General features: G+C 70.8%; 16 protein-coding genes. 4 read left to right on the forward strand and 12 right to left on the reverse strand.

The features are described from left to right. Window positions 1–1,551: 1,551 nt before the first annotated feature. The 6 genes from ACH4S9_RS42220 to eccB all read right to left on the reverse strand — a co-directional run bounded on the left by ACH4S9_RS42220 (window position 1,552) and on the right by eccB (window position 11,350). Window positions 1,552–2,025: a hypothetical protein gene (locus ACH4S9_RS42220; RefSeq protein ID WP_398376972.1), complete on the reverse strand. Its 474-nt coding sequence runs from the start codon at window positions 2,023–2,025 to the stop codon at window positions 1,552–1,554. 768 nt (window positions 2,026–2,793) lie between these two features. Then, window positions 2,794–4,953: a PQQ-binding-like beta-propeller repeat protein gene (locus ACH4S9_RS42225; protein ID WP_398376973.1), complete on the reverse strand. Its 2,160-nt coding sequence runs from the start codon at window positions 4,951–4,953 to the stop codon at window positions 2,794–2,796. A 66-nt stretch (window positions 4,954–5,019) separates the two neighbouring features. Further along, window positions 5,020–7,254, reverse strand: coding sequence for a PQQ-binding-like beta-propeller repeat protein (locus ACH4S9_RS42230; protein WP_398376974.1), 2,235 nt, complete (start codon window positions 7,252–7,254; stop codon window positions 5,020–5,022). A gap of 40 nt (window positions 7,255–7,294) precedes the next feature. After that, on the reverse strand, window positions 7,295–8,365 hold the full coding sequence (locus ACH4S9_RS42235) for a serine/threonine protein kinase (protein WP_398376975.1): 1,071 nt from the start codon (window positions 8,363–8,365) through the stop codon (window positions 7,295–7,297). A 123-nt stretch (window positions 8,366–8,488) separates the two neighbouring features. Next, window positions 8,489–9,775, reverse strand: coding sequence for a type VII secretion-associated serine protease mycosin (gene mycP, locus ACH4S9_RS42240; protein ID WP_398376977.1), 1,287 nt, complete (start codon window positions 9,773–9,775; stop codon window positions 8,489–8,491). Between the two features lie 3 nt (window positions 9,776–9,778). After that, window positions 9,779–11,350 carry a type VII secretion protein EccB gene (eccB, locus tag ACH4S9_RS42245; protein ID WP_385347733.1) on the reverse strand — a complete coding sequence of 524 codons (1,572 nt, stop codon included), beginning with the start codon at window positions 11,348–11,350 and terminating at the stop codon, window positions 9,779–9,781. 179 nt (window positions 11,351–11,529) lie between these two features. Between eccB and eccE the strand changes: the two genes are divergently transcribed. From eccE to ACH4S9_RS42260, 3 genes are all read left to right on the forward strand, one after another. Continuing rightward, window positions 11,530–12,900 (forward strand): type VII secretion protein EccE, encoded by a 1,371-nt coding sequence (gene eccE / locus ACH4S9_RS42250; RefSeq protein ID WP_385347736.1) that lies wholly within the window; start codon window positions 11,530–11,532, stop codon window positions 12,898–12,900. Beyond that, window positions 12,900–13,748, forward strand: a complete 849-nt coding sequence (locus tag ACH4S9_RS42255; protein ID WP_398376980.1) for a hypothetical protein — start codon at window positions 12,900–12,902, stop codon at window positions 13,746–13,748. Before eccE ends, ACH4S9_RS42255 begins: the two co-directional genes overlap by 1 nt. Window positions 13,749–13,886: 138 nt before the next feature. Further along, window positions 13,887–14,117: a DUF397 domain-containing protein gene (locus ACH4S9_RS42260; RefSeq protein ID WP_311727718.1), complete on the forward strand. Its 231-nt coding sequence runs from the start codon at window positions 13,887–13,889 to the stop codon at window positions 14,115–14,117. A gap of 32 nt (window positions 14,118–14,149) precedes the next feature. Here ACH4S9_RS42260 and ACH4S9_RS42265 read toward each other — a convergent pair whose 3' ends face one another. Then, window positions 14,150–15,532: a hypothetical protein gene (locus ACH4S9_RS42265; protein ID WP_398376982.1), complete on the reverse strand. Its 1,383-nt coding sequence runs from the start codon at window positions 15,530–15,532 to the stop codon at window positions 14,150–14,152. Window positions 15,533–16,082: 550 nt separating this feature from the next. Between ACH4S9_RS42265 and ACH4S9_RS42270 the strand changes: the two genes are divergently transcribed. Continuing rightward, the gene (locus tag ACH4S9_RS42270) at window positions 16,083–19,628 is read left to right on the forward strand and encodes an SCO5717 family growth-regulating ATPase (protein ID WP_398376984.1); all 3,546 of its coding nucleotides are present in this window, start codon (window positions 16,083–16,085) and stop codon (window positions 19,626–19,628) included. Window positions 19,629–19,739: 111 nt separating this feature from the next. Here the strand turns inward: ACH4S9_RS42270 and ACH4S9_RS42275 are convergent, their stop codons facing one another. From ACH4S9_RS42275 to infB, 5 genes are all read right to left on the reverse strand, one after another. After that, window positions 19,740–20,723 (reverse strand): bifunctional riboflavin kinase/FAD synthetase, encoded by a 984-nt coding sequence (locus ACH4S9_RS42275; RefSeq protein ID WP_311727721.1) that lies wholly within the window; start codon window positions 20,721–20,723, stop codon window positions 19,740–19,742. A gap of 309 nt (window positions 20,724–21,032) precedes the next feature. Beyond that, on the reverse strand, window positions 21,033–21,947 hold the full coding sequence (gene truB / locus ACH4S9_RS42280) for a tRNA pseudouridine(55) synthase TruB (RefSeq protein WP_398376987.1): 915 nt from the start codon (window positions 21,945–21,947) through the stop codon (window positions 21,033–21,035). Continuing rightward, window positions 21,944–22,450, reverse strand: coding sequence for a 30S ribosome-binding factor RbfA (gene rbfA, locus ACH4S9_RS42285; RefSeq protein ID WP_311727723.1), 507 nt, complete (start codon window positions 22,448–22,450; stop codon window positions 21,944–21,946). The genes truB and rbfA overlap by 4 nt, the downstream gene beginning before the upstream one ends. A 112-nt stretch (window positions 22,451–22,562) precedes the next feature. After that, window positions 22,563–22,859, reverse strand: coding sequence for a DUF503 domain-containing protein (locus ACH4S9_RS42290; RefSeq protein ID WP_398376988.1), 297 nt, complete (start codon window positions 22,857–22,859; stop codon window positions 22,563–22,565). 138 nt (window positions 22,860–22,997) lie between these two features. Further along, complete coding sequence (gene infB, locus ACH4S9_RS42295) at window positions 22,998–26,132, reverse strand: translation initiation factor IF-2 (protein ID WP_361186560.1); 3,135 nt, start codon at window positions 26,130–26,132, stop codon at window positions 22,998–23,000. Window positions 26,133–26,169: the final 37 nt, after the last annotated feature.

Below are 26,169 nucleotides of genomic sequence, written 5' to 3' on the forward strand. Positions count from 1 at the left end.
CACCGTGTGGAAGGGATGTGGAGTGCGGCGCCGTTACAGGGCCATGGCTCCCGCGCACGAGCCCCGATCCCCCCTGAGTGAATTCGGAGCGTCCCTCACGCGGGACGCGCGGCCCTCCGGTGACTCCACCAGGCTCCGACGTCAACCGTCGGCCCGAGCCAGCACCGCCGGAACCGTGTGCACCGCCGTCAACCGGGTGAACTCCCCCTCCCACGGGGCCACGAGGCAGAACACCTCGTTCCTCCCCCACGACCATGCTGCGCGGCAGACTCCGGTTGGCCGGGTTCGTTCCCTTCGGGCGGTCGACGACGCCTCCCGGCTCCGAACCAAGACGTCGCCCGGGACCGCCACCCCCAGGTGTGTTCGGTCCGTGCCCGAAGTAGGTACCCGGTCCGACGGGGCCACGAGCCATCGGGGAGTGCGGCTCTTCCCCGACCACCATGCCGCGCGGAATCCGCGGAGTGTTGGTCGGTCCGACACTCCGCTTGCCGCCGACGATTCCGTCATTCGTCGGAATACGCGGGGGCACACTCGAGGTCCGAGGTGCGCTTTGTGCGCTCGGGGGAAGCTTGCCGAGTTGCCCCGGTCCGGGGATCGGTGCGGTTCGGCCAACAGGCGGAGCAGTGGGAATGACCGGCCGCGGCCCGGGAAGGCCGGTGACCGGAGGCATCTTGGGGCCATTCGATGGGACGTTGGGAACGTCGTCGGGCATCGGAGGAAGGGTGTTGGGCCTGTTGATTGTGTCCGGCGCCGGCGGAGTCTTGACGGAGTCGATAGCCGTGTTGGTCGGGTCCGGGACGCCCACGCCGGGGATCGCACCGCCGCCGTTCGGGGTCAAGGGCGTGTGGGGCCTTGTTTCAGCAGGTAGTACAGGCGCGGCCTTCGGGCCTGCGCCATTGAGGTCGGCGGCAGACAGCGGGGTGGCATGACCGCCTCTTACTGCAGGCGTGGCTCCACTCGATGAAGACGACGTTCCCAGCGGGGTCTCGTACGCGTCGTAAGCGTCCTGCGATACCACATCACCAGGAAGAGGAGGGAAGTTCGGCTCCACAAGCGCCTTGTCCAGAAACCCGTGGGCCGTCTCGTAATACGAGTCCAGCTTGGCGATCTGCTTGATGGCCTCTTGCCGGTCGGGCTCGTTCTTCAGCCGAGCCTTCTCTTTTTCCTCATCCACGTAGCACATGGGGACCAGCTTCGCCCCGGGAGAGTCCGGCTTCGGCATGGACGACTTGACATCGGCTAGCCCCAGGGCAGCAACCCCTATGTTGTTGCCAACCCCCCACGTGTAGCTGGCCAAGCTCAGAGTCTGCTTGGACAGTTCTTCAACCCAATCACGGAAGGCGTCGGCTCCCTCACCTTTCCATTTGACGTTCTCAGCGTGTGCCCGCATCTCGTCCGCGATGGCCGTCAAATCGGTCCACGCGTCCATCAGTGCAGAACTGGCATCGCTCAACTTGATCGGATCGGCGCCCTGTACTATTTGGTAGAGCCGATAGTGACTCATTCCATCGTACTCGATGGAACTTTCCTCGCTCATCTGCGTCTACCCCCTCAGCTTGCGTCCGGGCCAACGGACTTACCATCCTGCGGCGAGTTGCCCGACGCCCCCGACTGATCGGCGTTCGGGGCACGGTAGTACTTCTGCGCCTCGGCCTGGATCTCCTGCATTCGGCGCCTTTGTTCGGCGTCGATACCGTCGTATCCGTTTTCGGCGATCAGGGCCGCGAGGCCCATTGCCTCAAGCTGGTCACCGAAGGTCTTGGAGTAAATCTTGATCTTCTCGTGAACTTGGTCGTACAACTCCGACAATTTATCGGCAGATGTGAGGGTTCCGTCGCCATAGGCGGCCCGGGAGATAGTTTGCTCATCAAGTTTCGTCTTGGACGCAGGCGACTTCTCAAGATCGGACAAAACCTTGTCAATCCGGCTCTTGAACTTCGCGAGAGTCTCGGCTTCCTTGGCCATGCCCTTGCCGAACAAGTGCGACTGTGGAGCCGAACCGCCTGGGTCGACTGGTTTCGCCACCGCATCCTCCCCGTATGACACCAACGATGTCCTGAACCACTCTAGCGATCGCGCCTGCGTGGCCCAACTATCATATCGTCAAGGTAGTTCGACGACTCTGTAACAGATCGCTACTCAGCGGACCCCAGGCAGCCGCCGCCCCCTCAATCATCGGTCTACGCTCCGGCTACAGGGGACGCGACACCCGGCGACGTTTGCAGTTCACGCCCGGTAAACCCGCACTTCCCCTCTTGACGGAAGCTGGGCCAGGCATTCCAGTAGCCAAGGTCAGCCAGGATGGGCAGGTGCAAGTGGTGGCGCCTCCGCAGCTCGGTCTGGCTGAGGAGACCCACGGCGACCAGCCGGCCGGGGGAGTGGTGCACCTGGGGCCAGCGGTCGCGTCGTGATCGGTGCGGATCATGGCGCCGTCAAGGTTGAAGTGGCCGTCCCCTGCCGGTAGAGGACGCTCCAGCGAAGTGGACGGATCCGATGCGTGCTGAGCCAGGGCGTCCAGGTCCACGAACGCGCAGCAGTTGACGGTCAGAATCGAAAAACCGTGCTCCCGGGCGAGTTGAGCCGGCCGGGTGACACCGACGCACCGCTGCGGCACGAGTCCCACCTACTTGAAGAAGCCCATCGCGATCGTGCCCTTGCGGTCCAAATTGGTCCTGGCGTGCGTGAAGCAGCTTCGCAAGATCCTCAGCGGTCGCCGTTCGCACAGCAAGCACGACGCGGGGCCGTCACGCACCGCGACGTCACATTGCCAAGCAGCTCATTGAACTTACGACGTTAAAACACCGGCATCGCCGTCAATTTGCCGTTGTGCACCAAGAACACACGGTTTCCCGAAGCCGCCATCCCCCACTCGCCCCTGCCGTTCCGAGCATAGGTCCACGCCGGGTTACCTGTGTCCTTGTGCAGGACCGCGATACCACCCTCATCGATACTGTCAACGTTCGCCCAAAGGGTCTCACCCTGGACCACTGGAGGATAGAGCCGCTGGAGGACATCGCCGAGAGAACGCGTCCAGTCAGCATTCCCGTGTCTTCTGTCGCGACGGCTGATCTCCTCGCCGTCCAGGGCGTACAGCGCATCGCCGTCGAGCGTCGGCGCGCCCCAGCCTCCGTACGTCTTCTTAAACTCGCTTCTGGCAGGCACCGACCATATCTCTTCTCCGTCCTTGAGCTTACGGGCTGTCAGGGATTTCCCACCCAAGTAGACGATCCCTTCGGAGACGGCAGGGGCGATGGGCACGATAGCCACTGCCTGCCGCGGCAGCGTCCAGACCTGTTTCCCCGTCTGGGTGTCGAGTGTGGCCACCTTGCCGTTTTGGCCGCAGAGAACCAAGCGTCCGCTGTCCGTTGCCGCCTCGGGTGGAGTGACCAGTGAGCACTCCACAGGCATCGGAACCGTCCAGCGGGTGGTGCGCGAGGCGATGTCGAAGGCGCCTAGGAGGCTGACATCGGTCGATGCCCAGTCCCTCCTAGCCGTGAAATAGACGCTCTCGGTGTCCGCGGCGATGACATGGACGGCGTTGGCAGGGGCCGTCCACTTCTCCTTGCCGGTAGCACTGTCGAGGGCGAGAAGCCCTCCCTTATGGTCGCCGGTCAAAGGGCCAACGGTCACAACGAGTTCGTCGGAGGGCGCGACGTAGTGGGCATACGAGCCGCAGTCAGTGCCCCATTTACGTGTCCCTTCGATCACGTTATAGGCGCCCAGATTGCTGCTTCCTCCCTCGTGGACCACGACGAGATCGCGCACAGGCAGGGGCTGGATAACAACCGGGGAGGGGCCGTCCTGCGGCCCCCACAGCGATGGCGGCGCGGTTCCGTCCTTGTACTGCGAAGCTGTCAGACGCTTCGCATCCCACGGTTTCGGTGGCGCCGCGCTCTCCTCTTCAGTCGGTTTGCGGGCCTCCCCCGCTCCGGTGTCCTTGGACAGCAGCCACCAGCCGAGTCCTCCGCCGCCCGCCGCCAGTACGGTGCCGCCACCCGCCGCGAGCGCGGTGATGAGACGGCGCCGGGAGGGAACGGAGGGTGTACGCGCTTCCGGAAGACTGATCAACTTCTTCGCGGCTGCCTCGCGCAGCTTGATGTCGGCGGCCAACTCTCCCAGCTGCCAGATTTTTTTGGCTCCGGGCTTGGAGCCGGGCGGCGGGGCGAAGACCGCAGCGATCTGCTCGGGAAGAGGCCGGTAAGTGGGATCCTTGGCGAGGCAAGGAGCAACGAGCACGCGTACCGGCTCCGGTACCTCGGACAGGTTGGGCTCTCCGTGGACCACTTCGTACTGCACCGTCGCTACGTGTCCGCCGTCGTACGCACGCTCTCCACTCGCCGCGTACGCAAGCACCGCTCCCAGAGAGAAGACATCGGCGGGCGGGCCGACACGTTGTCCCAGCACTTGCTCGGGTGCGCCGTAACCGGGCGTGACCGGTATCTGGCCGGTGATGGTGAGGGTGAGGCCGTGCTCGGGGCGCGCGATGCCGAAGTCGATGATGCGGGGGCCCGAGGAGGTCATCACGATGTTGGACGGCTTGAGGTCACGGTGGACCAGTCCTGCGGCGTGGATGTCCTGGAGCGCACGGGCGAGGGCTGTGGCCAGTTCGCGGACACCTTGGTCGTCGAAGGGCCCGTACTCTTCGATGTGCTGGTCCAGCGTCGGTCCCGCCAGGAATTCCGTCGCCATCCACGGCCAGCCCCCTTCGTACCACGCTCCGAGTACGCGCGCGATGCCGGTTCCGGTGACGGCCTGCGCGACCTGCGCCTCGCGGACAAAACGCTGCGCCATGTTCTGGTCATACGCGAGCTCTTGCCGGAGGACTTTGACCGCGGCAGCCCGGCCGGCTGCGTCCCGCCCGAGATAGACCCTGCCCATACCGCCATCGCCGAGTACGGCAACAAGGCGGTACGGGCCAAGGCGAAGGGGGTCGCCGGGACCGAGAGGGTTCATGGGGTGAATGTCTCCCTGCCGAGTTGTCAGGTGCCGTGGTTTTTCGGATGTCGTAAGTGAGTTGGGTCACTCGAAGGGGAGGGCGTACACGAAATCGCCGCTCATCAACACGAGAGTTCCAGCACGCTCGTGAGCCACGAACGCGCCATCGAAAATATCGGGGACACGGAAGGTCCAGGCGACTTTGTGTGTATGCAGGTCCACAGCGCTGATCCTCGCGTTGCCGTCCATGGCGACGTAGGCGTATTTCCTGCCGATAACGGGCGTGACCAGGAGACTGGGTACACCGCCCAAACTCGTCTCCCACAGCAGCTTGCCACTGTCTGCCTCCACGGCGACGAGTCCGCGGGTTCCCTCGGCCACATACACCACGCCATCCTTCACCGCGGGTCTGCCGTACGGACGCGTGTCCTTCTCGATGTCGCCCTTGTCCCGGCCTTCGCCGAACACCCAGGCCTTGTCTCCATTGGAGAGCCGGAACGCGTAGAGCCGCCCGGTCCCAAAGTAGACACGATCGTTGTCCGCCACGAGTTGGCCCGGCTCAAGGTAGGACTTGGAGTCCAGCCGTTCCCTGGGCAGGTCCCAGGACCAGAGCATCCGGCCCGTACGGGTGTCCCGGCCGCCGATCCCGTCCACGATGTCGAGCACGCCGACTCGTCGGGTGACGGCCAGACAGTTGCCGACGGCCTTGGCGACAATGCCGTCGTCGGAGCTGACCGGATAATAGGCTCCCGTGATCGGCTGGCGCCAAAGCTCCTTGCCGCTCTGGAGATCGGCGGCCATCACATGCCAGCCCTTTTCGTTATCCACGGGGCCCGCCTTCCATCTTTGGGCCACCAGATAGATCACTCCGTCAGCGACAGTCAGCGGTTGCGCCTGCTCCGTGCGAGATCCGAAGAAGTCCCGGAACGGTCCTATCAGGGGCTTCGGCTTACCGTTCCCGAGGTCGATCGAGTGAACTGCCAGCCCTTCCGCGGTTGAGGTTTCGGGTATGAAGGCATAGGCTCGCTCGCCATCCGAGACGACTTGCCAGGCGATCTGTGCGCCGGACAAGGTTTCCCACTTGCGGGACCATCGCTTTTCTCCGGTCTTCGCGTCCAGCCCCACAAGGCCGTCATCGATCATCACCAGGATCAGATCCCCGACCGGAGTCGGGACAAAAGTCTCATCCGTCCTGTTGACCTTCACCCACCACACCGCCTGTGAAGGGATATTTGCCGGGCGGGCGGTGGAGCTCGGCCGTGGCCCGACGGTGTCGCGGTGCTGTCCGCGCCGGGTCAGCCATGCCCACGTCCCGACGCCCGCGGCAGCTGCGCCAAGAACCGCGCCGCCGGAGAGAGTCAGGAGCTTCCGTCTGGACATGCCGGGACGGGGAGCCGCCTCATCGACGGACCCGGGTGGTGCGGGCAGCCGCGTCGGCTGGATCTGCCATACCTCAGTGGCCCGTCGGCCGATCTCCGCGAGGGCCGCCTCGGGCAGGTGGTCGGTGAATTCGGCTTCTTCATGGTTCAGCTGGTCTGCGAGCTCGGCCATGCCGGGGCGCTGAGCCGGGTCCTTGCTCAGGCTGCGGCTCAGTACTGGCAGCAGCCCCGCGGGGACCCCGCCGAGGTCGGGCTCCGCGAAGCGGACGCGGTAGAGGAGGTCGGCCGGTTGGCCGCTGCCGAAGGGGCCGTGCCCGGTGGCCGCGAAGATCAGTACTCCCGCGAGTGCGAACACATCGCCCGCGGCGGTGTGCTCCCCGCCCATCGCCTGCTCCGGCGACATGAAGGCGGGGGTGCCCGCGGTCACCCCCACGCTGGTGAGCCTGTCGTCCCCGATGGCCCGCGCGATACCGAAGTCGATGACCTTCGGCCCGAGGGCGGTGATCAGGATGTTGGAGGGCTTGAGGTCGCGGTGCACGACGTCCGAACGGTGCAGCTGCCCGAGCGCGGCGCAGAGTGCGGCGCCTAGGGCCCGTACCGACGGCTCCGGGAGCGGGCCGCAGAGGGCCACCGTGTCGTCCAGCGGCGGGCCGAGCACGTACTCGGTGGCCAGCCAGGGGACGGCCGCGAAGGGGTCGGCGTCGACGACCCCGGCGCCGTACCGCGCGCCCATGACGCGGGCGGCATCGATCTCGAGCTGGAACCGCGTGCGGTACGTCGCCTCGGAGGCGATCCGCTCATGCATGGTCTTCAGCGCGACCGTGCGTCCGCGCGGTGAGCGGCCCAGATAGACGGTGCCCATACCGCCACCGCCCAGCCGGGCTATGAGCCGGAACGGGCCGAGCTGCTGAGGGTCGTCATGGGTCAGGGGAAGGGCCATCAGGTCGGTCCACGGTGAGGGCGCGGGCGGCGCGCGGGCGTTATGAGGCGGGAGAGACGGGGAAGCCGGTGGAGGCCGGGGGCGGGTACGCCGATCCGAGGGCCGCCGGCGGGTACGGCTGCGGGGCTGGGATATGGCTCACCATGCTGTCCGCGTCCAGACCGGCGACAGGGGCATACGGGCTCGGTGCCGCGGCCTCCGTGGCCAGGAGCTCTGCGGACTGCCGGGCGAGTGCCGCGATGACCCGTCCCGGCAGCCAGCCGGGTCCGAGAGCCGCGGAGGCCCGGCTCACCGCGCCGTCCAGAACGGTCCCGTGTGACGCGAAGCCGGACCCCGTCATCCCGGCGAGCGCCTGCGCGGGCAGCAACTCGTCGAGCAGCTGGACCGCTTGCGGCCTGGATGCGGCGTCCCGGGTGAGACACAGCGCGATCGTCCTGCGCAGCCCCTCCGGAAGTTCGCGCCGTTCGGGGACCAGGTGCCCCGTCGCGGCGTACGCCAGCACCGAGCCCAGAGCGTAGATGTCGCCCGGCGGCCGAGGCCGACCGCCCGCGATCTGCTCTGGAGGCAGACTGCCCGAGGCGAGCCCCGGCAGTCCCGATCGCTGCTCACCGTCCGGGCCCGCGGCCCGTACCGCGCCGAAGCAGGTCAGACGGGGGCCGTCGGCGGTGAGCAGCACTGTGGTGGGTGAGAGGCCGCCATGTGTCACGCCCGCCGCGTGTAACGCCGCGAGGGCCTCCGCGAGGGCGGCACCCAGCACGCGGACCGTGCGCTCCGGGAGAGGGCCCCGATGCGCGGCGAGCGCCTCCGTCAGTGGTAGCGCGGGAAGGTACGGCGAGGCGTACCAGGGGGCTCGGGGCGTGCCGCCGACTTCCACCACGGGTGCGATCCAGGGCCCGGGCAGCCCTTGCCGGGCGGCCGCCGCCTCCACTGCGAAGCGCCCCGCGTCCACGCCGGGCAGCGGCGTGCTGATCACGACCGTACGGTCCCCGCCCGACAGCCATGCGATGAAGCGGCGCTCAGGGACCGGCACTTGGCCGCCATCCGTATCGAACCGGGCGACGACGTCATACGGTCCGATCCGCCGGGGGTCGTCCGAGCGCAGCGGTTCCATGGATGACGATTCCCCCTTCACGGAAACCAGCGGAGCAACCTTACCGACGGGCCAGGACAACGATGACAACGGGGCACGACTCTAAGTCATCATGCTCGACTCAGCGTGAGTACTCGTACTCAACTACGCAGCTCGGCGGCGCCGCTTGTGTTCGTGGAGTACGACCGCCGTGCCGGTGATCATCGCGACGAGGAGGGCTCCGCCGCCCAGGGTGTAGGTGGCGAGGCGCTCTCGGCGTTCCTGAGGGGTTTCGCCGAGGGTGAGGGGGGCGGGGGTGGGGGCGTCTACGTTGTGGGCGGCGCCTTTGTCGAGGGTGACGTGGTCGATGGGGTGGTCGTCCTCGGTGAGTGCGCGGACGGGGTCCACGACGCCCCAGCCGACATAGGCGTCATGGGCGTTGACGGAGCGCTCGGCCGTCTGCTCGATCTGGGCGACGACCTGGTTCTGCTTCCAGTCGGGGTGCTTGGCGCGGATGAGGGCGGCGACGCCGGCGACGTAGGGGGCGGAGAAGCTGGTGCCGTTGTCGACGCACTGGCCGCCGCCGGGGACGGTGGAGACCATATCGACGCCGGGGGCCGCGACGCCGACGAAGTCGCCGGCCTGGGAGAAGGGGGCGCGCTCGTTGTTCCGGTCGGAGGAGCCGACGGCGAGGACGCCCTCGTAGGCGGCGGGGTAGGTCTTCTTGACCTTGCCGTCAATGCCGTCGTTGCCGGCGGAGGCGACCACGACGACGTCTTTCTCCAGCGCGTCGTTGATGGCGCGTTGGAGGTTGTTGTTGGCTTGCAGCGGCTTGACGGTGTCCTGGGAGATGTTGATGATCCGGGCGCCCTTGGCGACCGCCCTGTCGATGGCGTCCGCCATCGTGTCGGTGGTGCCCGAGCCCTTTTCGTCGTTCTGGCGGATCGGGAGGATCTTGGCCTCCGGGGCGAGGCCGACGAAGCCCGTGCCGGAGCGGGGGCGGGCGGCGATGATGCCGGCGACCTTGGTGCCGTGGCCGACCAGGTCGTCCGTGCCGTCGCCCTTCTTGCCCTTCTCCAGGGCGTTCTTGCCGGACTTGCGGACCTCGAAGCCGAGTTTGGTGTCGACCGCGTCCTTGAGCTGCGGGTTCTTGTTGTCGACTCCCGTGTCGATGACGGCGACGAGGACCGGGCGCCTGGTCTTCTTGTCGATGCCCTTGGTGTCCTGCCACAGCTGGTCGAGCAGCACGCGCTGTAGAGACCACGGGGTGCCCTTGATCTGCTTCGCGGGGTACGTGCACTCGCCCGCGCCCGCGAGGGAGAGGGGAGCCGCCGGAATCACCGGGCCCTGGGCTGCCGAGAGGGCCGTGAGGGCAGCTGCTGTCGACAGGAAGAGCGCCTTCTTCGCGTTCCGCCGCGTTGTCGGGGCGGGCCGCTTCTGCTTGTTCCTCATCGGCTACGACCCCTGCGGCTGCTTGGCGCTGTTGGTGTCCAGGCGCGGTCCCCTCGGCAGGAACTCCGACCAGTTGGCGGGTACCGGAACCGGAATGACGTCCTTGTAGCCGAGCTTTATCCGAGCCTGATCGGCCTCCTGCTGCGCGGAGTCGGTTCCCGACTTGTCGGAGTCATCGGCACCGATCTTCGATTTGTCCGTTCCGCTGTCGTTGTTCAACTGGATCCCGTAACGCAGGCCCGTGTCGGTGACCAGGAAGACGGCGCCGCTCGTGGTCTGGCGGCCGGTGACCTGGCGGTAGAGGAGGCCGGAGCCCGGGGTGACATAGGCGCTGGTGGCCCCGTCCGGAATGGTGGCGGGGAAGTCGGTGCCCGCCCAGGTGGCGAGCCTGGGGGTGCGCTTGGAGGTCATTCCGCTCATGATGCTGCAGACGGTGTCCCGCTCGGCGCTGCCCGCGATCTGCTGCTGCTCGATCGAGTTGACCTGCTCCGGGACCTGCATCGGCCACTCGTACTCACCGTAGAAGTCCCCCTCCGGCGTGAAGGACGCGGTGCTCACCCGCTGCGCACTGCCGGTCTGGCCGAGGTCCTTGAGCTTCTCGCTGTTGAGGAGCAACTTGGCGACGAATTCCGAGATGCGCTGCACCTTGCCCTGGAGAACGACGTAGTTCTGGGTGCTGGTTCCCGTGTTCGCTTCGAGGACCATGCCGACGTGGTTGGCCCGTTCCGGGAGGGTGTTCACTCCGGCACCGGCGCCGATCTGGCCCGGGACCTCGGGAAAGACGAGGGGGGCGCCGTCCGGGAAGGTGGCCAGCCAGTCGTCGGTGACCCGTTGCGGCTTGGCTCCGTCCCGGAAGATGGTGCGGAGCAGGAGGTCGTAGTCCTTCGGCGGCAGCTGCTTCCACTTGGTGCCGCCGATCAGGTACTTGGTGCCCTGGGGGTCGACCAGGTAGCGGGCGCCGTCCCGCCCCTGGACGTAGAGGGCCTGGGCGCCGCTCAGCCGCTGCGAGCCGCGCAGCTTCTTGCCCTTCGGGTCCCGGTCGGAGAAGAGGAAAACCGCCTTTTGGGTGGTCTTTCCGTTGCCGCCGGGCTGTTCGCAGACGGCCCATTCCTTCTGCGCCTTGGCCTCCTCCGCGCCGGGGAGGCGGTCGGGGGCGTAGGGGATTCCGATCGTCGGGCCGCGCGGGATGTGGCCGTTGTCGAGCTCGGACTCCTTCACCTTGACGACGCTGGAGTTGTCGCCGGACAGGACGAGCTTGGCGGACGCGAAGTTGAGGACGGGGTGCAACTGCACCTTGCCGTCGGTCTTCAGGATCACATAGCGCGTGGTCGAGTTGGAGCCGACGATGACATGGGCGCCCACCTGGTCCCAGCCCTTGGGCGCGATCGGCTTGAACATGCCCCAGGCGCCGAACCCGGCGAGGATCAGCGCGCCTATGACGACACCGGGGAGGACCGTGCGCAGCGGGCGCGGGGCGCCCTCCTCGGTACCGCTCGGTGAGGGTTGCAAGAACGCGGCGACTGTCCGCTTCTTCGCGAATGTGTAGGCGTTGAGCTCATCCCGCCGTGATGCCATCTTTAGCCGTTTCTCCCCGCTTTTCGGCCTCGGCCGTCGGGCACTGCCCTCGGTCCGGGTGTCGTACCGACCCTCTACTATGCCGGGAAGGAATTGGCTCGTGTCGCTCGGGGACGATCCGGCCACGGACGTCCGCCGGGTCTTTCGGGTGTGTTTCGGACTTTAAGGGGCTGACGGGGATGGCTGCCGCCACGCGCGCACGCACCGCGGGGAGCGGATCCGGCCGGAGGAGGTCGGGCGAGTCCCGCTCGGGGACACCCTCCGGCTCTCCGCCCGCTCCGGCATCCGCCGCCACACCCGGCGCGAGCGGTGCGGCGGGCTCCGTCACGCCGCGGGTGGCTTCCCATTCGGGCAGTTTCGGGCCGGTGCGGCTCCAGCAGCTGGTGCTGATCGAGGTGGCGGCGGCGGTCGTGCTGGTCGCATGGGTCGTCGACGAGCTCTTGCTGGTGCCGGCCGCGGTAGTGGGCCTGGTGCTGGTGCTGCTGGCTGTCGTACGCCGCCGGCAGCAGCCCATATCGGAGTGGCTGAGCACCGCCGCCTCGCTGCGGCGGCGCAAGCGGCTGGCGGCGAAGCCGCTCGACGCGGGCACGGATCCGGGCTTCGCGATCGCCGTGGAGTGCGAACCGGCCCTGCGGACCCTGACATTCATCGACCGCGACCGGCGCGCAGTGGGCATGGTCGGTGACGGCACTTTCCTGACGGCGGTGCTTCAGGTGGAGGCGGTGGACGCGCCGCTGCGGCCGCAGCGCGCCCAGCGGCCGCTTCCGCTGTCCCTGCTGCGGGACGCCATGGAGGTGGACGGGATCCTGCTGGAGTCGGTGCAGGTGGTCCAGCACACGCTGCCCGCGCCCGCGTACCATCTGCCGGCCCAGTCGCTGGCCCTGCGCAACTACGCGCCGCTCCAGGCGCAGACCGGCGCGCCCGCGGTCCGGATGACGTGGGTGGCGCTGAAGTTCGACCCGGAGCTGTGCCCGGAGGCCGTGGCCGCGCGCGGCGGCGGCCTGGGCGGCGCGCAGCGGTGTCTGCTGCGCGCCGCGGACCAGCTGGCGAGCAGGTTGCAGGGGGCCGGCTTCGGGGTGACGGTGCTGACGGAGGAGTCGCTGACCGCCGCGGTCGCGACCGCGGCGAGCGCCAACCAGCGGGCCACCGCACAGGCCGGGCGGCGGGACACGCTCAACCGCCGCACCCTGGAGAGCGCGCGGGCCTGGCGGTGCGACGACCGCTGGCACACCGCTTACTGGGTCGGCCGCTGGCCGCTGCTGGACCCGGCGACGGCTCCGCTCCCCCAGCTGGTCGCGCTGCTGACCTCGCTGCCCGCGCTGTCGACGACCCTCAGCCTCACCCTGCGCCGCGGTGGCAAGCTGGGCGGCCGGCACGCGCCGACCATCAGCGGCCATGTGCGGATCACCGGCCGCAGCGCCGACGAGCTGGTCACCATCCGCAAGGAGCTGGAGCGTGCGGCGCGCGGGGTGCGGATCGGGCTGGTGCGGCTGGACCGCGAGCAGGTGCCCGGCGTCCTCGCCACTCTGCCCCTGGGAGGGACCCGCTGATGGCCACGCCCACGACCGCCCCGAACGGGGCCGTTCACCCCGGCCCCACCCCCGGTTTCCCCGGCTCCGGCCCCACCCCCGGCTTCCCCTCGGCCGTCGGCCCCGGACAGCCCCCCGAGCCGGATCCCGCGCCCGCCCCGCCGCGCAAGCAGTGGTCCGGCTTCGGGCTGCTCGGGCCGCGCCGCCAGCGCCATGAGGTGCCGCCCGAGCAGCTGGAGTCGCTCGCGCTGCCCATCGGCGACGACGGCATCGTGATCGGCGCGGACGGGCAGGGACAGCCCGCGGTGCTGGGGCTGCACCGCCCCGCTCCCTTCAACATCCTGCTGGTCGGCGGCCTGTGGACGGCGCAGGTGATCGGCCTGCGCGCGGTCGCCACGGGCGCCCGGGTGACCGTGGAGACCGGCCGTCAGCAGATGTGGACATCGCTGGCCCAGGCGGCGAACAACAACCAGCAGTGCATCACCCTGCACGACGTGGGGCGGGTGCCGCCGCAGGGCGCCTCGGTCAGCAGCCCGGTGCTGGTCGTCCGGGACGCCGGTATGCGGCCGCCGCGCGGCCGGGTGACCGCGGGTCCCTGGCAGTCCGTGCTGACCCTGCTGCCGTATCTGAGCCCGGTCGCCCCCAGGTTGATGGAGAACGCGGGCCTGGTCGGCGTCCAGCGGGTGTCTCCGGACGAGGCCACGCAGATCGGCCGGATCATGGGGCTGCCCGCGGTCGACGTGTCCGCGCTGTCCACGCTGGCCGACGGGGTCACCCTCTGGTGCACCCGCCATGCGCGGATGTACGTGGCGACGCAGCCGACCGACGCCGAGTCGGGTCTGCTGGGCACGCCGCGTCGTATGGACTGAGCCCGGGGAGCTCTGTCAAGTTCGATTGCTTCGGCGCGTCCGGCCGACGACACTGTCGGCGACAGTGTCCACCCCGCTTCCCCCGTGGGCACCTTGGTTTCCGCAGTTTCCGCAGTTTCCGAAGGGACGTACGAACCGATGGCCGACGCCAAAGAGAAGGCCGAGCTGTACGCGCTCGACATCTCCGATGTCGAGTGGCTCAGCGCGCCCGGCAGCGCCTCCGAAGACCGGGTGGAGATCGCCTATCTGCCGGGCGGAGCGGTCGCCATGAGGAATTCCGCCGATACCGAGACGGTGCTGCGCTACACCGAGGCCGAATGGCGCGCCTTTGTGCTCGGCGCGCGGGACGGCGAGTTCGACCTGCAGTAAAGCCCCGCGGTGAGGCGCGGTTCGCCGGGCGGTCAGGAGCAGAAGGCCATGATCATCTCCTCGGCCGCCCCCGAACCCGCGAACCGGTCCGAGGCGAGGTAGAAAACGCCGTTCCGGTAGATCCGGGTGGCGGAGGCGAGGCCGGCCTCCTCGTCTCTGGTCGTGCTCGGCAGCCGCAGCAGCGTCTTCGGCCTGCCGCCGCCCGCGCCGATGCTGACGACGGAGCCCGCCGCCCCGGCCGTCGGCTCCTCGTACGCGATCAGGTTCCCGCCGTCCGCGCGCAGCGGAAACAGCATCCGGCCGGGCACCTTGGCCGCCCACTTCCGCTTGCCCGTCCGCAGGTCGAAGGCGTGGATCTCGCTGGTCGGGACCCCGTTGCCGCTCAGCGTCAGCTCGGTCGGGAGGTAGAAGGTGTCCGGGGACACCGCGATGCCCCGGCAGCCGCCCAGCTTCGTACCGAAGAGGTCCAGTCCGCACTCGGGTTGATAGGAGCGCTTGCCAAGTTCGAGGGCGGAGCGCCGCTTGCCGCGGTCCGACAGCGCGAGGATCCCGCCCGACTTGTGGCGGGCGTCGGCGAGGGCGACGACGACGGGGGCGGTGGAGAAGATGGTGCTGACCTTGTAGCCCTTGCGCACGGGGTACGTCCAGGAGACCGCGCCGGTGTGGGTGTTGATCCGCTGGAGCCCGGCGCTGCCGTCGTCGCAGGAGTAGGCGCGCAGCAGGGACCGGCCGCCCGCGAAGCCGTCCACGGCGCAGCCCCGGTCCAGTGCGCCCGGCGAGACCCGGCGGCCGTCGCCGACCCTGATGACGGCCGAGCCGCCGTACCAGGAGAGACCGGCCAGATCACCGCTCTGGGCCAGCCCCATGCCGAGGTGATCGCTGCCGGGTGCGCCCGCGGCGGGGGCGGGCCGGTCCCAGAGCTTGGCGCCCTTGTCGAGGTCGATGAGCGCCAGCCGGCCGCAGCCGTCCTTGCCGCGGCCTCCGTAGGCGATGACCAGCTTGCCGCCGGTGGGGGTTTCGGGGACCGCGCACACCGCCTTGCCGAGCTTGACGGTCCACTTCCGCCCGCCGTGGTCGTCGTACGCGATGACCCTGTCCTGGACGGGCTTCACAACATAGCCGTCCATCGCCCAGAAGCCGGGGAGTTCGGCGCCGCTCTTGAGAGCCCGGGGCGCGGGCTTCCGGAACAGCACCCTCGCCTCGCCCGGTCGGCGCGCCTCGCCGGGGCCGCCGCTGTCGCCGTGCCGGCCACTGGTGGTGCCGGGCGGGAGGGTGTTCGCGTGTTGTCCGGTTTGATTGGTATTCGGTGTCCCGGACGGCTTCGACGCGGCGGCGGGCCGCTCGCCGTCGTCCCCCGCCATGGCCCACACGCCCGCTCCCGCCGCGAGCAGGGCGGCCACGGCCGCACCGACCACGAGGGTCCTCCGCCGTCTGCCGCGCTCGGGTCCGGCGCCCGCCGGTGGCGGCGCAGGCGACGGCGTCGACGGTGGCCGGTCGGGGGGCTGGGGAGGCTGGGACATCGCGCTCACCTCTTCCGGATCCGCGGACCGGTCGGCCTCCCCCCGCGATCCAGAAGGCCGTTCCTCCTGGAAAGGAGCGAGTCGGTCGGGGATCCCGCTGTACGAACGGCAATCGAGCGGGGAATCTTTGTATCACCCGGCGCCGGGGCTCACCGACGGCCGCGCGGCCTTCCGTTGATGCCGGGAAAGTCATGGGGAGAGTGTGTGCGCGGCATACGGGATGTTGCCGTGAGGCGTGCGCGAGGTACTGAACAGGTTTGAGGGCGGGGACGGGCCTGCCCTTGCGGCGCCCATGGTGATTAGTCTTGGTGTGCACGATGGAGAACCTGATCTCGGGTTCCCGGCGTCGCAACGGGGAAAGCCGAGCGGTCGGACGACAGTAACGATCGGCAACGATCGGCCTCGCCAAGATTTTTAAAGGTGCTCGACCACACCAGGAGGCATTGTGAGTAGCGATCGGGACGAGATCCGCGCGGGCGGAACCACACCCGGCGATGATCGGTCCGACGCGGAGACCGAGCACACGGGCGAATTCACCATCGATTACACCCCGCCTGCCTGGTACACGCAGAACGCCTCCTCGTCGTCGGCGGCGGCGGGCGGTACGGGGACGGGGATCGGCGGGAGCGCGTCGGCGCCGCCCCCGCCCCCGGTGGGCGGCCCGGTGGCCGCACCCGGGGTTCCCGAGCCGAACGGCTTCACGCCCGCGTGGCCGGCGGCGGGTGCGCCCGCTCCCGGAACTCCACCCACCGGAACTCCCGCGTCCGGAACCCCGGCCGCCGGAACTCCCGTCGCCAGTACTCCCGCGACCGCAACCCCTGCCGCCGGAACCCCCGTGGCGGAGGCCGCGCAGGGTGGCGCGGCGCAGGCGGAGGCCGCGCGCGAGCCCGGTGCCGAGCGCCCTCAAGCGCCGGGTGCGCCGCCAAATTCGTCGGATTCATCCGACTTCACGCTTCAGCCGAGCGCGCCCGCCCGCCCCGCGGCTGACGCCCCGGCAACTGACGCGGCGTCGCCGTCCGGGGCCGACGCGGAGCGCCCGGCGGCGGCCGACACCCCCGAGGTCCAGGAGCCCGCGGCTCCCGAGGCCGCTGACGGCGGCCGTGGCCAGGGCGCCGCATCGGCGGACGACGCGGCCGCAGGGGCCGCCACCGCTCCCGGTGGCGTCCGGGACGACGGGGCGGCACAGGCCGCCGAGTCCGGCTCCGCATCCGGCGATCTGGGCGCCCACGCCACGATGCGGTTCTCCCCGGCCGCCCTGAACCGCGAGATCGCGGATCGGGCGGGCGACGGGGCCGGCGGCACCGGCGCACCCGAACCGTCCAACACCGTTCCCGCTGACGCGCCTCCCGCGCCCGCCGACGCCGCCCCGCCCGCCGAGGGACCCCAGAGCGGCGATGTGCGCAGCGAGGGCACGCTGCGGTTCTCCACGGCCTCGCTGCGCCGCGACATCGCCGATCGCAGAGCCAAGAGCACAGAAGCGGCGGGCGCCGAGGCCGGGCCTCAGGACGCGCCGCCCGGCGCACAGCCGCCGCAACCCCCTCAGCAGCCCGCCGGGTGGGCCCCGCCCGCCGCGCCGCAGGCCGGACTGCCCCCGCTGCCGCCCGACTTCCAGCCCGCCGCGCCGCAGAGCGCCGCGGGCCAGGGCGCCGGTGCCGCGGGTCCGGCGCCGCTGCCGCAGCAGCGTACGGACGCCCCACAGCAGCCGCCCGGCGCGACCGGCGGTCCCGGCGGGCCCGGTCCGGACGGCTCGTTCGCGCAGCAGGCCGCCGCGTGGCCGCCGCCTGCCCCGGGCGCCGAGGGGCAGCCCGCCCCCGGCACCCCGGTCAACCCTCAGCCCTCGCCCGCGGTCCCCGGCCAGAACCCGGCGGCCCAGCAGGGCGGTTACGGCTTCCCGGGACCGGCCGGCGGCCCGGGGAACCCGCAGCCCCACCCCGGCCAGGGACCGGCCGCACCCGGCCCGCAGGACGGCTACGGCTTCCCGCGCCCCGCCGGCAGCACTCCCCCCGACGGCACCCCCGCCGCCGGGCAGGCCGGGCCTGTCCAGGCCGTGAACGCGCCCGGCCCGCACGGAGGCTTCCCGCAGGGCGGCCCCGGTGGTCCAGGCGCTCCAGGCGGCCCCGGCGGCCAGGGCGGCCCGGCCCAGCCGGGTCCCGACCACCGTGGTTACGGATACCCGCAGCCCGGAATGCCCGGCCAGAACCAGGCGGCCCAGCAGGGCGGTTACGGCTTCCCGGCGCCGGCCGGCGGCCCGGGGAACCCGCAGCCCCACCCCGGCCAGGGACCGGCCGCACCCGGCCCGCAGGACGGCTACGGCTTCCCGCGCCCCGCCGAGGCCGCCGAGCCCACACCCACCGGCGGCGTCCCCGCCGCCGCGGTACAGCGCCCGGGCTCGCCCGGCGCCCCCGGCACGCCGACCGGGCAGCCGGGCCCCGCCGCGCCCGGCCCGCAGGCCGGTTACGGCTACCCGCAGCAGCCCGGGCAGGGCGGCTACGGCTATCCGCGCCCCGGCGACGGCGCGAGCGCGCCCAGCGGCGGCAACGACTCCCCCCTCGACCCGCGCACCGGCGGCTGGCCCGTCATCAGCCCCGAGCAGCGGCAGCGCCCGGCGGGCCAGGGCGCGGGGGCCCCGCTCGGCTACACCGCCGCCGTCGAGCTGTCCTCGGACCGGCTGATCCGCGGCAAGCAGAAGCCCAAGAAGAACAACAACAGCGGGCCTTCGCGGTTCAAGATCGGTGGCCGGAAGGAGGAGGCCGAGCGGCAGCGCAAGCTCCAGCTGATCCGTACGCCGGTCCTGTCCTGCTACCGGATCGCGGTGATCAGCCTCAAGGGCGGTGTCGGCAAGACCACGACCACCACCGCCCTCGGCTCCACGCTCGCCAGCGAGCGGCAGGACAAGGTCATCGCGATCGACGCCAACCCGGACGCGGGCACGCTCGGCCGCCGGGTGCGGCGTGAGACGGGCGCGACGATCCGCGACCTGGTGACCGCGATCCCGTATCTCAACAGCTACATGGACATCCGGCGGTTCACCTCCCAGGCGGCCTCCGGCCTGGAGATCCTCGCCAACGACGTGGACCCGGCGGTCTCGACGACCTTCAACGACGAGGACTACCGGCGCGTCATCGACGTCCTGGGCAAGCAGTACCCGATCATCCTCACCGACTCGGGCACCGGCCTGCTCTACAGCGCCATGCGCGGGGTCCTCGACCTCGCCGACCAGCTGATCATCATCTCCACCCCGTCCGTGGACGGCGCCAGCAGCGCCAGTACGACCCTCGACTGGCTGTCCGCCCACGGCTACGCGGATCTGGTCGCCCGCAGCATCACGGTCATCTCCGGGGTCCGGGAGACCGGCAAGACGATCAAGGTCGAGGACATCGTGTCGCACTTCGAGACCCGGTGCCGGGGTGTGGTCGTCGTGCCGTTCGACGAGCATCTCGCGGCGGGCGCCGAGGTGGACCTGGACATGATGCGTCCGAAGACCCGGGAGGCGTACTTCAACCTCTCCGCCATGGTCGCCGAGGACTTCGCCCGCGCGCAGCAGGCACAGGGGCTGTGGACGGCGGAGGGCAACACACAGCCGCCGCAGATGGCGCCGCCCATGCCGGGGCAGCAGCAGTACGGCGGCGGGTACGCGCAGCAGCCTCAGCAGCAACAGCAGCCGTCGCCGTACCCGCAGCAGCAACAGCCCCAGTACCCCGGACAGCCGGGCCAGCCGGGCCAGCCGATGTATCCGCAGCCCGGTCAACCTGGTCAGCCCGGCCAGCCCGGTTACCCGGGGGCGCAGCAACAGGCATGGCAGCAGCAGCCGTATCAGCAGCCCCAACCGGGCGCGGCGCACCCTGGCCAGCAGGCGCAGCCGGGTCAGCCGGGGCAGGCGGCGCCCGGGCAGCAGGGCCAGCCGAACCAGCCCGGACAGCCATGGCAGGCCGGACAGCCGGCCCAGGCCTGGCAGCAGCCACAGCAGCCGGGCGGGCCGCAGGGCGGCTGAGCCGCCAGGGCGCCGGGTACGCGAACGCCGGACGGGCTGGATCCAGCCCGTCCGGCGTTCTACGTCGGTTGCCGCTCCGGTCGGCCGCTCGGGCCGCCGCCGGAGGGGTCGTCAGTGGCCGTCGTCCGCCCGGAAGGCGGTGTCGGGGGAGCCGGCCGCCTCGACCAGCTCGCGGGCCCGCTTCACATCGTCCGCCATGCGCTCCAGCAGCGCCTCGATGGACGAGAAGGTCTCCTGGCCGCGCAGATAGGTGAGGAAGTCCACCTGCACGTGCAGGCCGTACAGATCCAGGCCCACGCGGTCGATGGCGTACGCCTCCACCGTGCGCTCGGTGCCCTCGAACTGCGGGTTCGTGCCGACCGAGATCGCCGCCGGCATGGCCTCGCCCTGGGCGGTCAGCCAGCCCGCGTACACGCCGTCGGCGGGGATCGCGGTGTGCGGCAGGGTCTCCAGGTTGGCCGTCGGAAAGCCCAGCTCCCGGCCGCGCTGGGCGCCGCGCACCACGATGCCCTCGACGCGGTGCGGCCGGCCGAGCACCTCGATGGCGCCCGCGACGTCCCCCTCGGCGACCAGTCTGCGCACCAGGGTGGAGGAGAACGGCTCGCCGCCGCCCGCCGCCCCGCGCTGGTAGAGGTCGACGACCTCGACCTCGTAGTCGTAGGTGGTGCCGAGCTCCTTCAGGAACGCGACGTTTCCGGCGGCCTTGTGGCCGAAGCGGAAGTTCGGGCCCTCCACCACGGCCCGCGCGTGCAACTTGTCGACCAGGACCTTCACCACGAAGTCGCCGGGCGACAGCCGGGAGAACTCCGCCGTGAACGGCAGGATCAGCACCGCGTCCACGCCAAGCCCGGCCATCAGCTCGGCCCGCCGGTGGTGCGGGGCGAGCAGCGGCGGGTGGCTGCCGGGCCGTACGACCTCGCTCGGGTGCGGGTCGAAGGTCACCACCACCGCCGGGACGCCCAGCTCACGAGCGTGCGCCACCGTACGGCTGATGATCACCTGGTGCCCCCGGTGCACCCCGTCATAGGAGCCGATGGTGACGACGCTGCGTCCCCAGTCCTCGGGGATGTCCTCCAAGCCACGCCAGCGCTGCACTGTGCCCGCTCCTCGCCCGAACTCATGTATGTCGACTTCGCAGGTCTAAGACTGCCATGTCGTCGCCGTGTGCTTCGCATCGGTGGGCACGACGGGCGGCCCGGACCGGCGTCCCCGCAGGTGGCGGCGGCGCCGGGCGAACCGGAACGCGCCCCCTTCCACACCCTCGAACCCACCTGAGCGCCTGCCCGATGGGGTGAATTCGGGCTCGGCGGTGGACAGAGACCTCAGGGGGGTAAAGGGGGCGCGACGCACCGCGGGACGGCGAAGGCCGCCCCGCGGTGCGGAGCGGCCACAGGAGCGCGCGTCTCAGGCGAAGACGGCCAGGCTCTTCGCCTTGCCCTTGTGCTCCTCCACCAGGGCCAGGAAGCGCCCTTCGGGGCCGAAGACCGCCACCGGCCCGGCCTCCTCGCGCTCCGGCATGCCGATCCGTACGCCGTTGCCCAGCAGCCGGGCCCGGTCCGCGTCGATGTCCCATCGCGGGAAGGCGGCGGCCGCGGCCTCGGCGATGGGCATGACCTGGAGGGACTCCTCCAGCTGCGGCAGCGTCCTGGCGGCGGCCAGCCCGTACGGTCCGACCCGGGTGCGCCGCAGCGCGGTCAGATGGCCGCCGGAGCCCAGCCCGGCGCCCAGGTCGCGGGCCAGCGCCCGGATGTAGGTGCCCGAGGAGCACACCACGGTGACGTCCAGGTCGAGGACGGGCGTGCCGTCCTCGGCCTTGGTCTCGCGGTGCGCGTGGAGGGTGAAGGACGACACCGTCACCGGCCGCGCCGGGATCTCGAAGTCCTCGCCCTCCCGCGCCCGCGCGTAGGAGCGCTTGCCGTCGATCTTGATGGCGCTGACCTTGGAGGGCACCTGCATGATGTCCCCGGTCAGTGCCGCGATTCCGGACTCGACGGTGGTCAGGGCGGTCCCGGCGACTCCGGAGGAGGAGGTGATCTCCCCCTCGGCGTCGTCCGTGACCGTCGACTGGCCGAGCCGGATCGTCGCCTCGTACTCCTTCTCGGTCAGCGCCAGATGCCCGAGCAGCCGGGTGGCCTTCTCCACGCCGATCACGAGCACGCCCGTGGCCATGGGGTCCAGCGTCCCGGCGTGGCCGACCCGCCGGGTCCCGGCGAAGCGGCGCATCTTGGCCACCACGTCGTGTGAGGTGAAGCCGGCCGGCTTGTCGACGATCACCAGGCCGTCCGGGGCCGTGGAGCGGGCCCTTTCCTTGCGCGTCATGCGTCCGGGGAGCCCTTGCCGTCGGTGCTGTCGGCGCCTGCGGCGCCGGGGCCCTCGGCGGCTTCCTCGGCCTCCTGGGCGGCCTCGCCGGGCTTCCGGTACGGGTCGGCGTCACCGGCGTACGTGGCGCCCGAAGAGGCCTGGCGCACCTGGGCGTCCGCCGCCTTGGCCTTGGCCAGCAGGTCGTCGATCGTCCGGGCGTTGTCCGGCAGGGCGTCCGGGACGAACGTCAGGGACGGGGTGAAGCGCACGCCGGTCTGCCGGCCGACCTCCGTCCGCAGCACGCCCTTGGCGCTCTCCAGGGCCGCCGCGGAGGCCGCCCGCTCCTCGTCGTCACCGAAGACCGTGTAGAAGACGGTCGCCTCCCGCAGGTCACCGGTGACCCGGGTGTCGGTGATCGTGACGTAGCCGAGCCGCGGGTCCTTGATCCGCCGCTGGAGGGTCTCCGCGACCACGACCCGGATGCGGTCAGCCAGCTTGCGTGCCCGCGCGGTGTCGGTCATGCGTCTTCTTCTCTCTTCTTCGGTTCAACAATCGGTGATCGGGGGCGCTCACCCGTCCGGGCGGCCACGCGGTCGGGACGGTCACGCGGTCAAGCAGCCGTGCGGTCATGCGTCACTCATCGTGAGCGCCGTGGAACCGGCGGCGCACCGACAGCAACTCCACCTCGGGCCGTGCGGCGACCCAGCGCTCGCAGCGGTCGAGCACGTCCGTGAGGTGGCTCGCGTCCCCGGAGACCACCGCGAGGCCGATCTCGGCCCTGCGGTAGAGGTCCTGATCGCCGACCTCCGCCACGCTCACCGCATAGCGGCGGTGCAGTTCGGCGACGATCGGACGGACGACAGAGCGCTTCTCCTTGAGCGACCGAACGTCGCCGAGGAGCAGGTCGAAGGACAGCGTCCCTACATACATGCGGTCCGGGTCAAGCCACCCGTGGGGCCTTAGGCGTGTGCCTGCTCAGCTGTGCAGACTCCAAAACCGTACACGCAATGGCCGGGGCCGATCGACGGAAATACTTCCGCCGACCGGCCCCGGATGAGCAGCAGCGCGTCAGCCGCGCGGCTTCTCGCGCATCTCGTAGGTGGCGATGACGTCGTCGATCTTGATGTCGTTGTAGCTGCCGAGGTTGATACCGCCCTCGAAGCCTTCGCGAATCTCGGTGACGTCGTCCTTGAAGCGGCGCAGACCCTCGATGTTGAGGTTCTCCGCGATGACCTTGCCGTCGCGGAGGAGGCGCGCCTTGGTGTTCCGCTTAACCTCGCCGGAGCGGATGAGGACACCCGCGATGTTGCCCAGCTTGGACGAACGGAAGACCTCGCGGATCTCCGCCGTACCGAGCTCGACCTCTTCGAACTCCGGCTTCAGCATGCCCTTCAGGGCCGCCTCGATCTCCTCGATCACCTGGTAGATGATCGAGTAGTAGCGGACGTCCACGCCCTCGCGCTCGGCCATCTGCGTGGCACGCCCCTCGGCGCGCACGTTGAAGCCGATGACGATGGCGTCGGAGCCGGTCGCCAGGTCGATGTCGGTCTCGGTGACCGCACCCACGCCGCGGTGCAGCACGCGCAGGTCGACCTCGTCGCCGACGTCGAGCTGGAGCAGCGAGGACTCGAGAGCCTCGACCGAACCGGACGCGTCGCCCTTGATGATGAGGTTGAGCTGCTGCACCTCGCCGGCCTTGAGCACCTTGTCCAGGTCCTCCAGCGAGACCCGGCGGGTCCGCTTGGCGAAGGCCGCGTTGCGCTCGCGCGCCGCGCGCTTCTCGGCGATCTGGCGGGCGGTGCGGTCCTCGTCGACGACGAGGAAGTTGTCGCCCGCGCCCGGGACGTTGGTGAGACCGAGCACCAGGACCGGGGTCGAGGGACCAGCCTCCTCCAGGGCGTTGCCGTTGTCGTCGAGCATCGCCCGGACGCGGCCGTACGCGTCGCCGGCGACCATCGTGTCGCCGACCCGCAGGGTGCCGCGCTGGACCAGCACGGTGGCCACGGCGCCGCGGCCGCGGTCCAGGTGCGCCTCGATCGCGATGCCCTGCGCGTCCTGGACGGGGTTGGCCCGCAGGTCGAGCGAGGCGTCGGCGGTGAGGACGACGGCCTCCAGGAGGCTGTCGATGTGCAGACCCTGCTTGGCGGAGATGTCGACGAACATGGTGTCGCCGCCGTACTCCTCGGCCACCAGGCCGTACTCGGTCAGCTGACCGCGCACCTTGGTCGGGTCCGCGCCCTCGACGTCGATCTTGTTGACCGCGACCACGATCGGCACATCCGCCGCCTTGGCGTGGTTCAGCGCCTCGACCGTCTGGGGCATCACACCGTCGTTGGCCGCCACCACGAGGATCGCGATGTCGGTCGACTTGGCACCGCGGGCACGCATGGCGGTGAACGCCTCGTGACCCGGGGTGTCAATGAAGGTGATCTTCCGGTCGTCGCCGTTGACCTCGGTGGTGACCTGGTACGCACCGATGTGCTGGGTGATGCCACCGGCCTCGCCCGCGATGACGTTCGTCTTGCGGATCGCGTCCAGCAGTCGGGTCTTACCGTGGTCGACGTGACCCATGACGGTCACGACCGGCGGACGGGAGACGAGCGCTTCCTCGCCGCCCTCGTTCTCGCCGAACTCGATGTCGAAGGACTCGAGAAGCTCGCGGTCCTCCTCCTCCGGGCTGACGATCTCGATGTTGTAGTTCATCTCGTCGGCGAGGAGCTGAAGCGTCTCGTCGGAGACGGACTGCGTCGCGGTGACCATCTCGCCCAGGTTGAACATCACCTGGACCAGGGACGCCGGGTTGGCGTTGATCTTCTCCGCGAAGTCGGTGAGCGAGGCACCCCGCGACAGCCGGACCGTCTGGCCGTTGCCGCGCGGCAGCATCACGCCGCCGATGGACGGGGCCTGCATGGCCTCGTACTCCTGGCGACGCTGCCGCTTCGACTTGCGGCCACGACGCGCCGGACCGCCGGGACGGCCGAAGGCGCCCTGCGTGCCACCACGGCCACCGGGACCGCCGGGACGGCCGCCGAAGCCGGGACGGCCACCGCCGCCACCGAAGCCGCCGCCACCGCCGCCACCGGGACCAGCCGGACGGCCGGCGAAGCCGGGACGGCCACCGCCGCCACCGCCACCACCGGGACGGCCGGCGAAGCCGCCGCCGCCCGGACGACCGCCGCCGCCACCACCGGGGCGACCGGCACCGCCGGGACCGCGACCGCCGCCACCGGGGCCCGGACGCGGGCCCGCGGCGGGACGCTGCGGCATCATGCCCGGGTTGGGACGGGGGCCACCGGGGCCACCGCCGGGACGCGGGCCACCGCCCTGCGCGCCCTGCGGACGCGGCATCCCGCCCGGGGTGGGACGGGGGCCGCCACCGTGACCGCCGGGGCCGCCGCCGGGACGGGGACCGCCACCCTGGCCGCCCTGCGGACGCGGGCCGGCGCCGCCCTGGCCGCCGGGGCGCGGGGCACCGCCGGGACGGGGCGCCTGGGGGCGCGCCATGCCGGTGGAGCCGCCGGAAGTGAAGGGGTTGTTGCCCGGACGCGGACCGGCCGGACGGGGACCGCCCGGACGCGGGGCGCGCTCGCCACCGGGGCGCGGAGCGCCGCCGGGACGCCCGCCCTGGCCCTGGTCACGGCCCTGTCCCGGGCCGCCCGGACGGGAGCCGGGGCGCGGGCCGGGAGCGGCGCCGGGCCTGGCCTGGCCGCCCGGCTTGGCGCCGGTGGGCCGGGGCGCCGCCGGGGCCGGCGACGGCGGGGCGGTGAACTCGGGCTGAGCCGGAGCCGCGGGCTGGGCCGGGGCCGGCTTGGGGCCGGGGGTCGGCCGCGCGCCAGGGGCGCCAGGGGCACCGGCGGTGGGCCGCGGGCCCGGGGTGGGCGCCGACGGCATGGTCTTGGGCCCCTCGGCCACGACCGGCTTGGGGCCGGGCATCGGGGGCTTGGGGCCAGCGGGACGTGCCGCCGACGCCGGAGTGGGCGCGGACGGCTTGGCGGGCGCCGCCTTGCGCGGCGCCGAGGGCTTGCCAGCGGCCCGGCCGGAGCCGCCCTGCTGGAAAGCGTCAGTCAATTTGCGAACAACCGGCGCTTCGATCGTCGAAGACGCCGAACGGACGAATTCGCCAAGTTCTTGGAGCTTGGCCATGACGACCTTGCTCTCTACTCCGAACTCCTTGGCGAGTTCGTATACCCGGACCTTAGCCACTTCGCTCCTTCTGGTCCGGGGTGGTCGTCCGCCGGAC

It is taken from the genome of Streptomyces sp. NPDC021225 (assembly GCF_044332865.1).
In the GTDB taxonomy this organism is placed as follows: Bacteria; Actinomycetota; Actinomycetes; order Streptomycetales; family Streptomycetaceae; genus Streptomyces.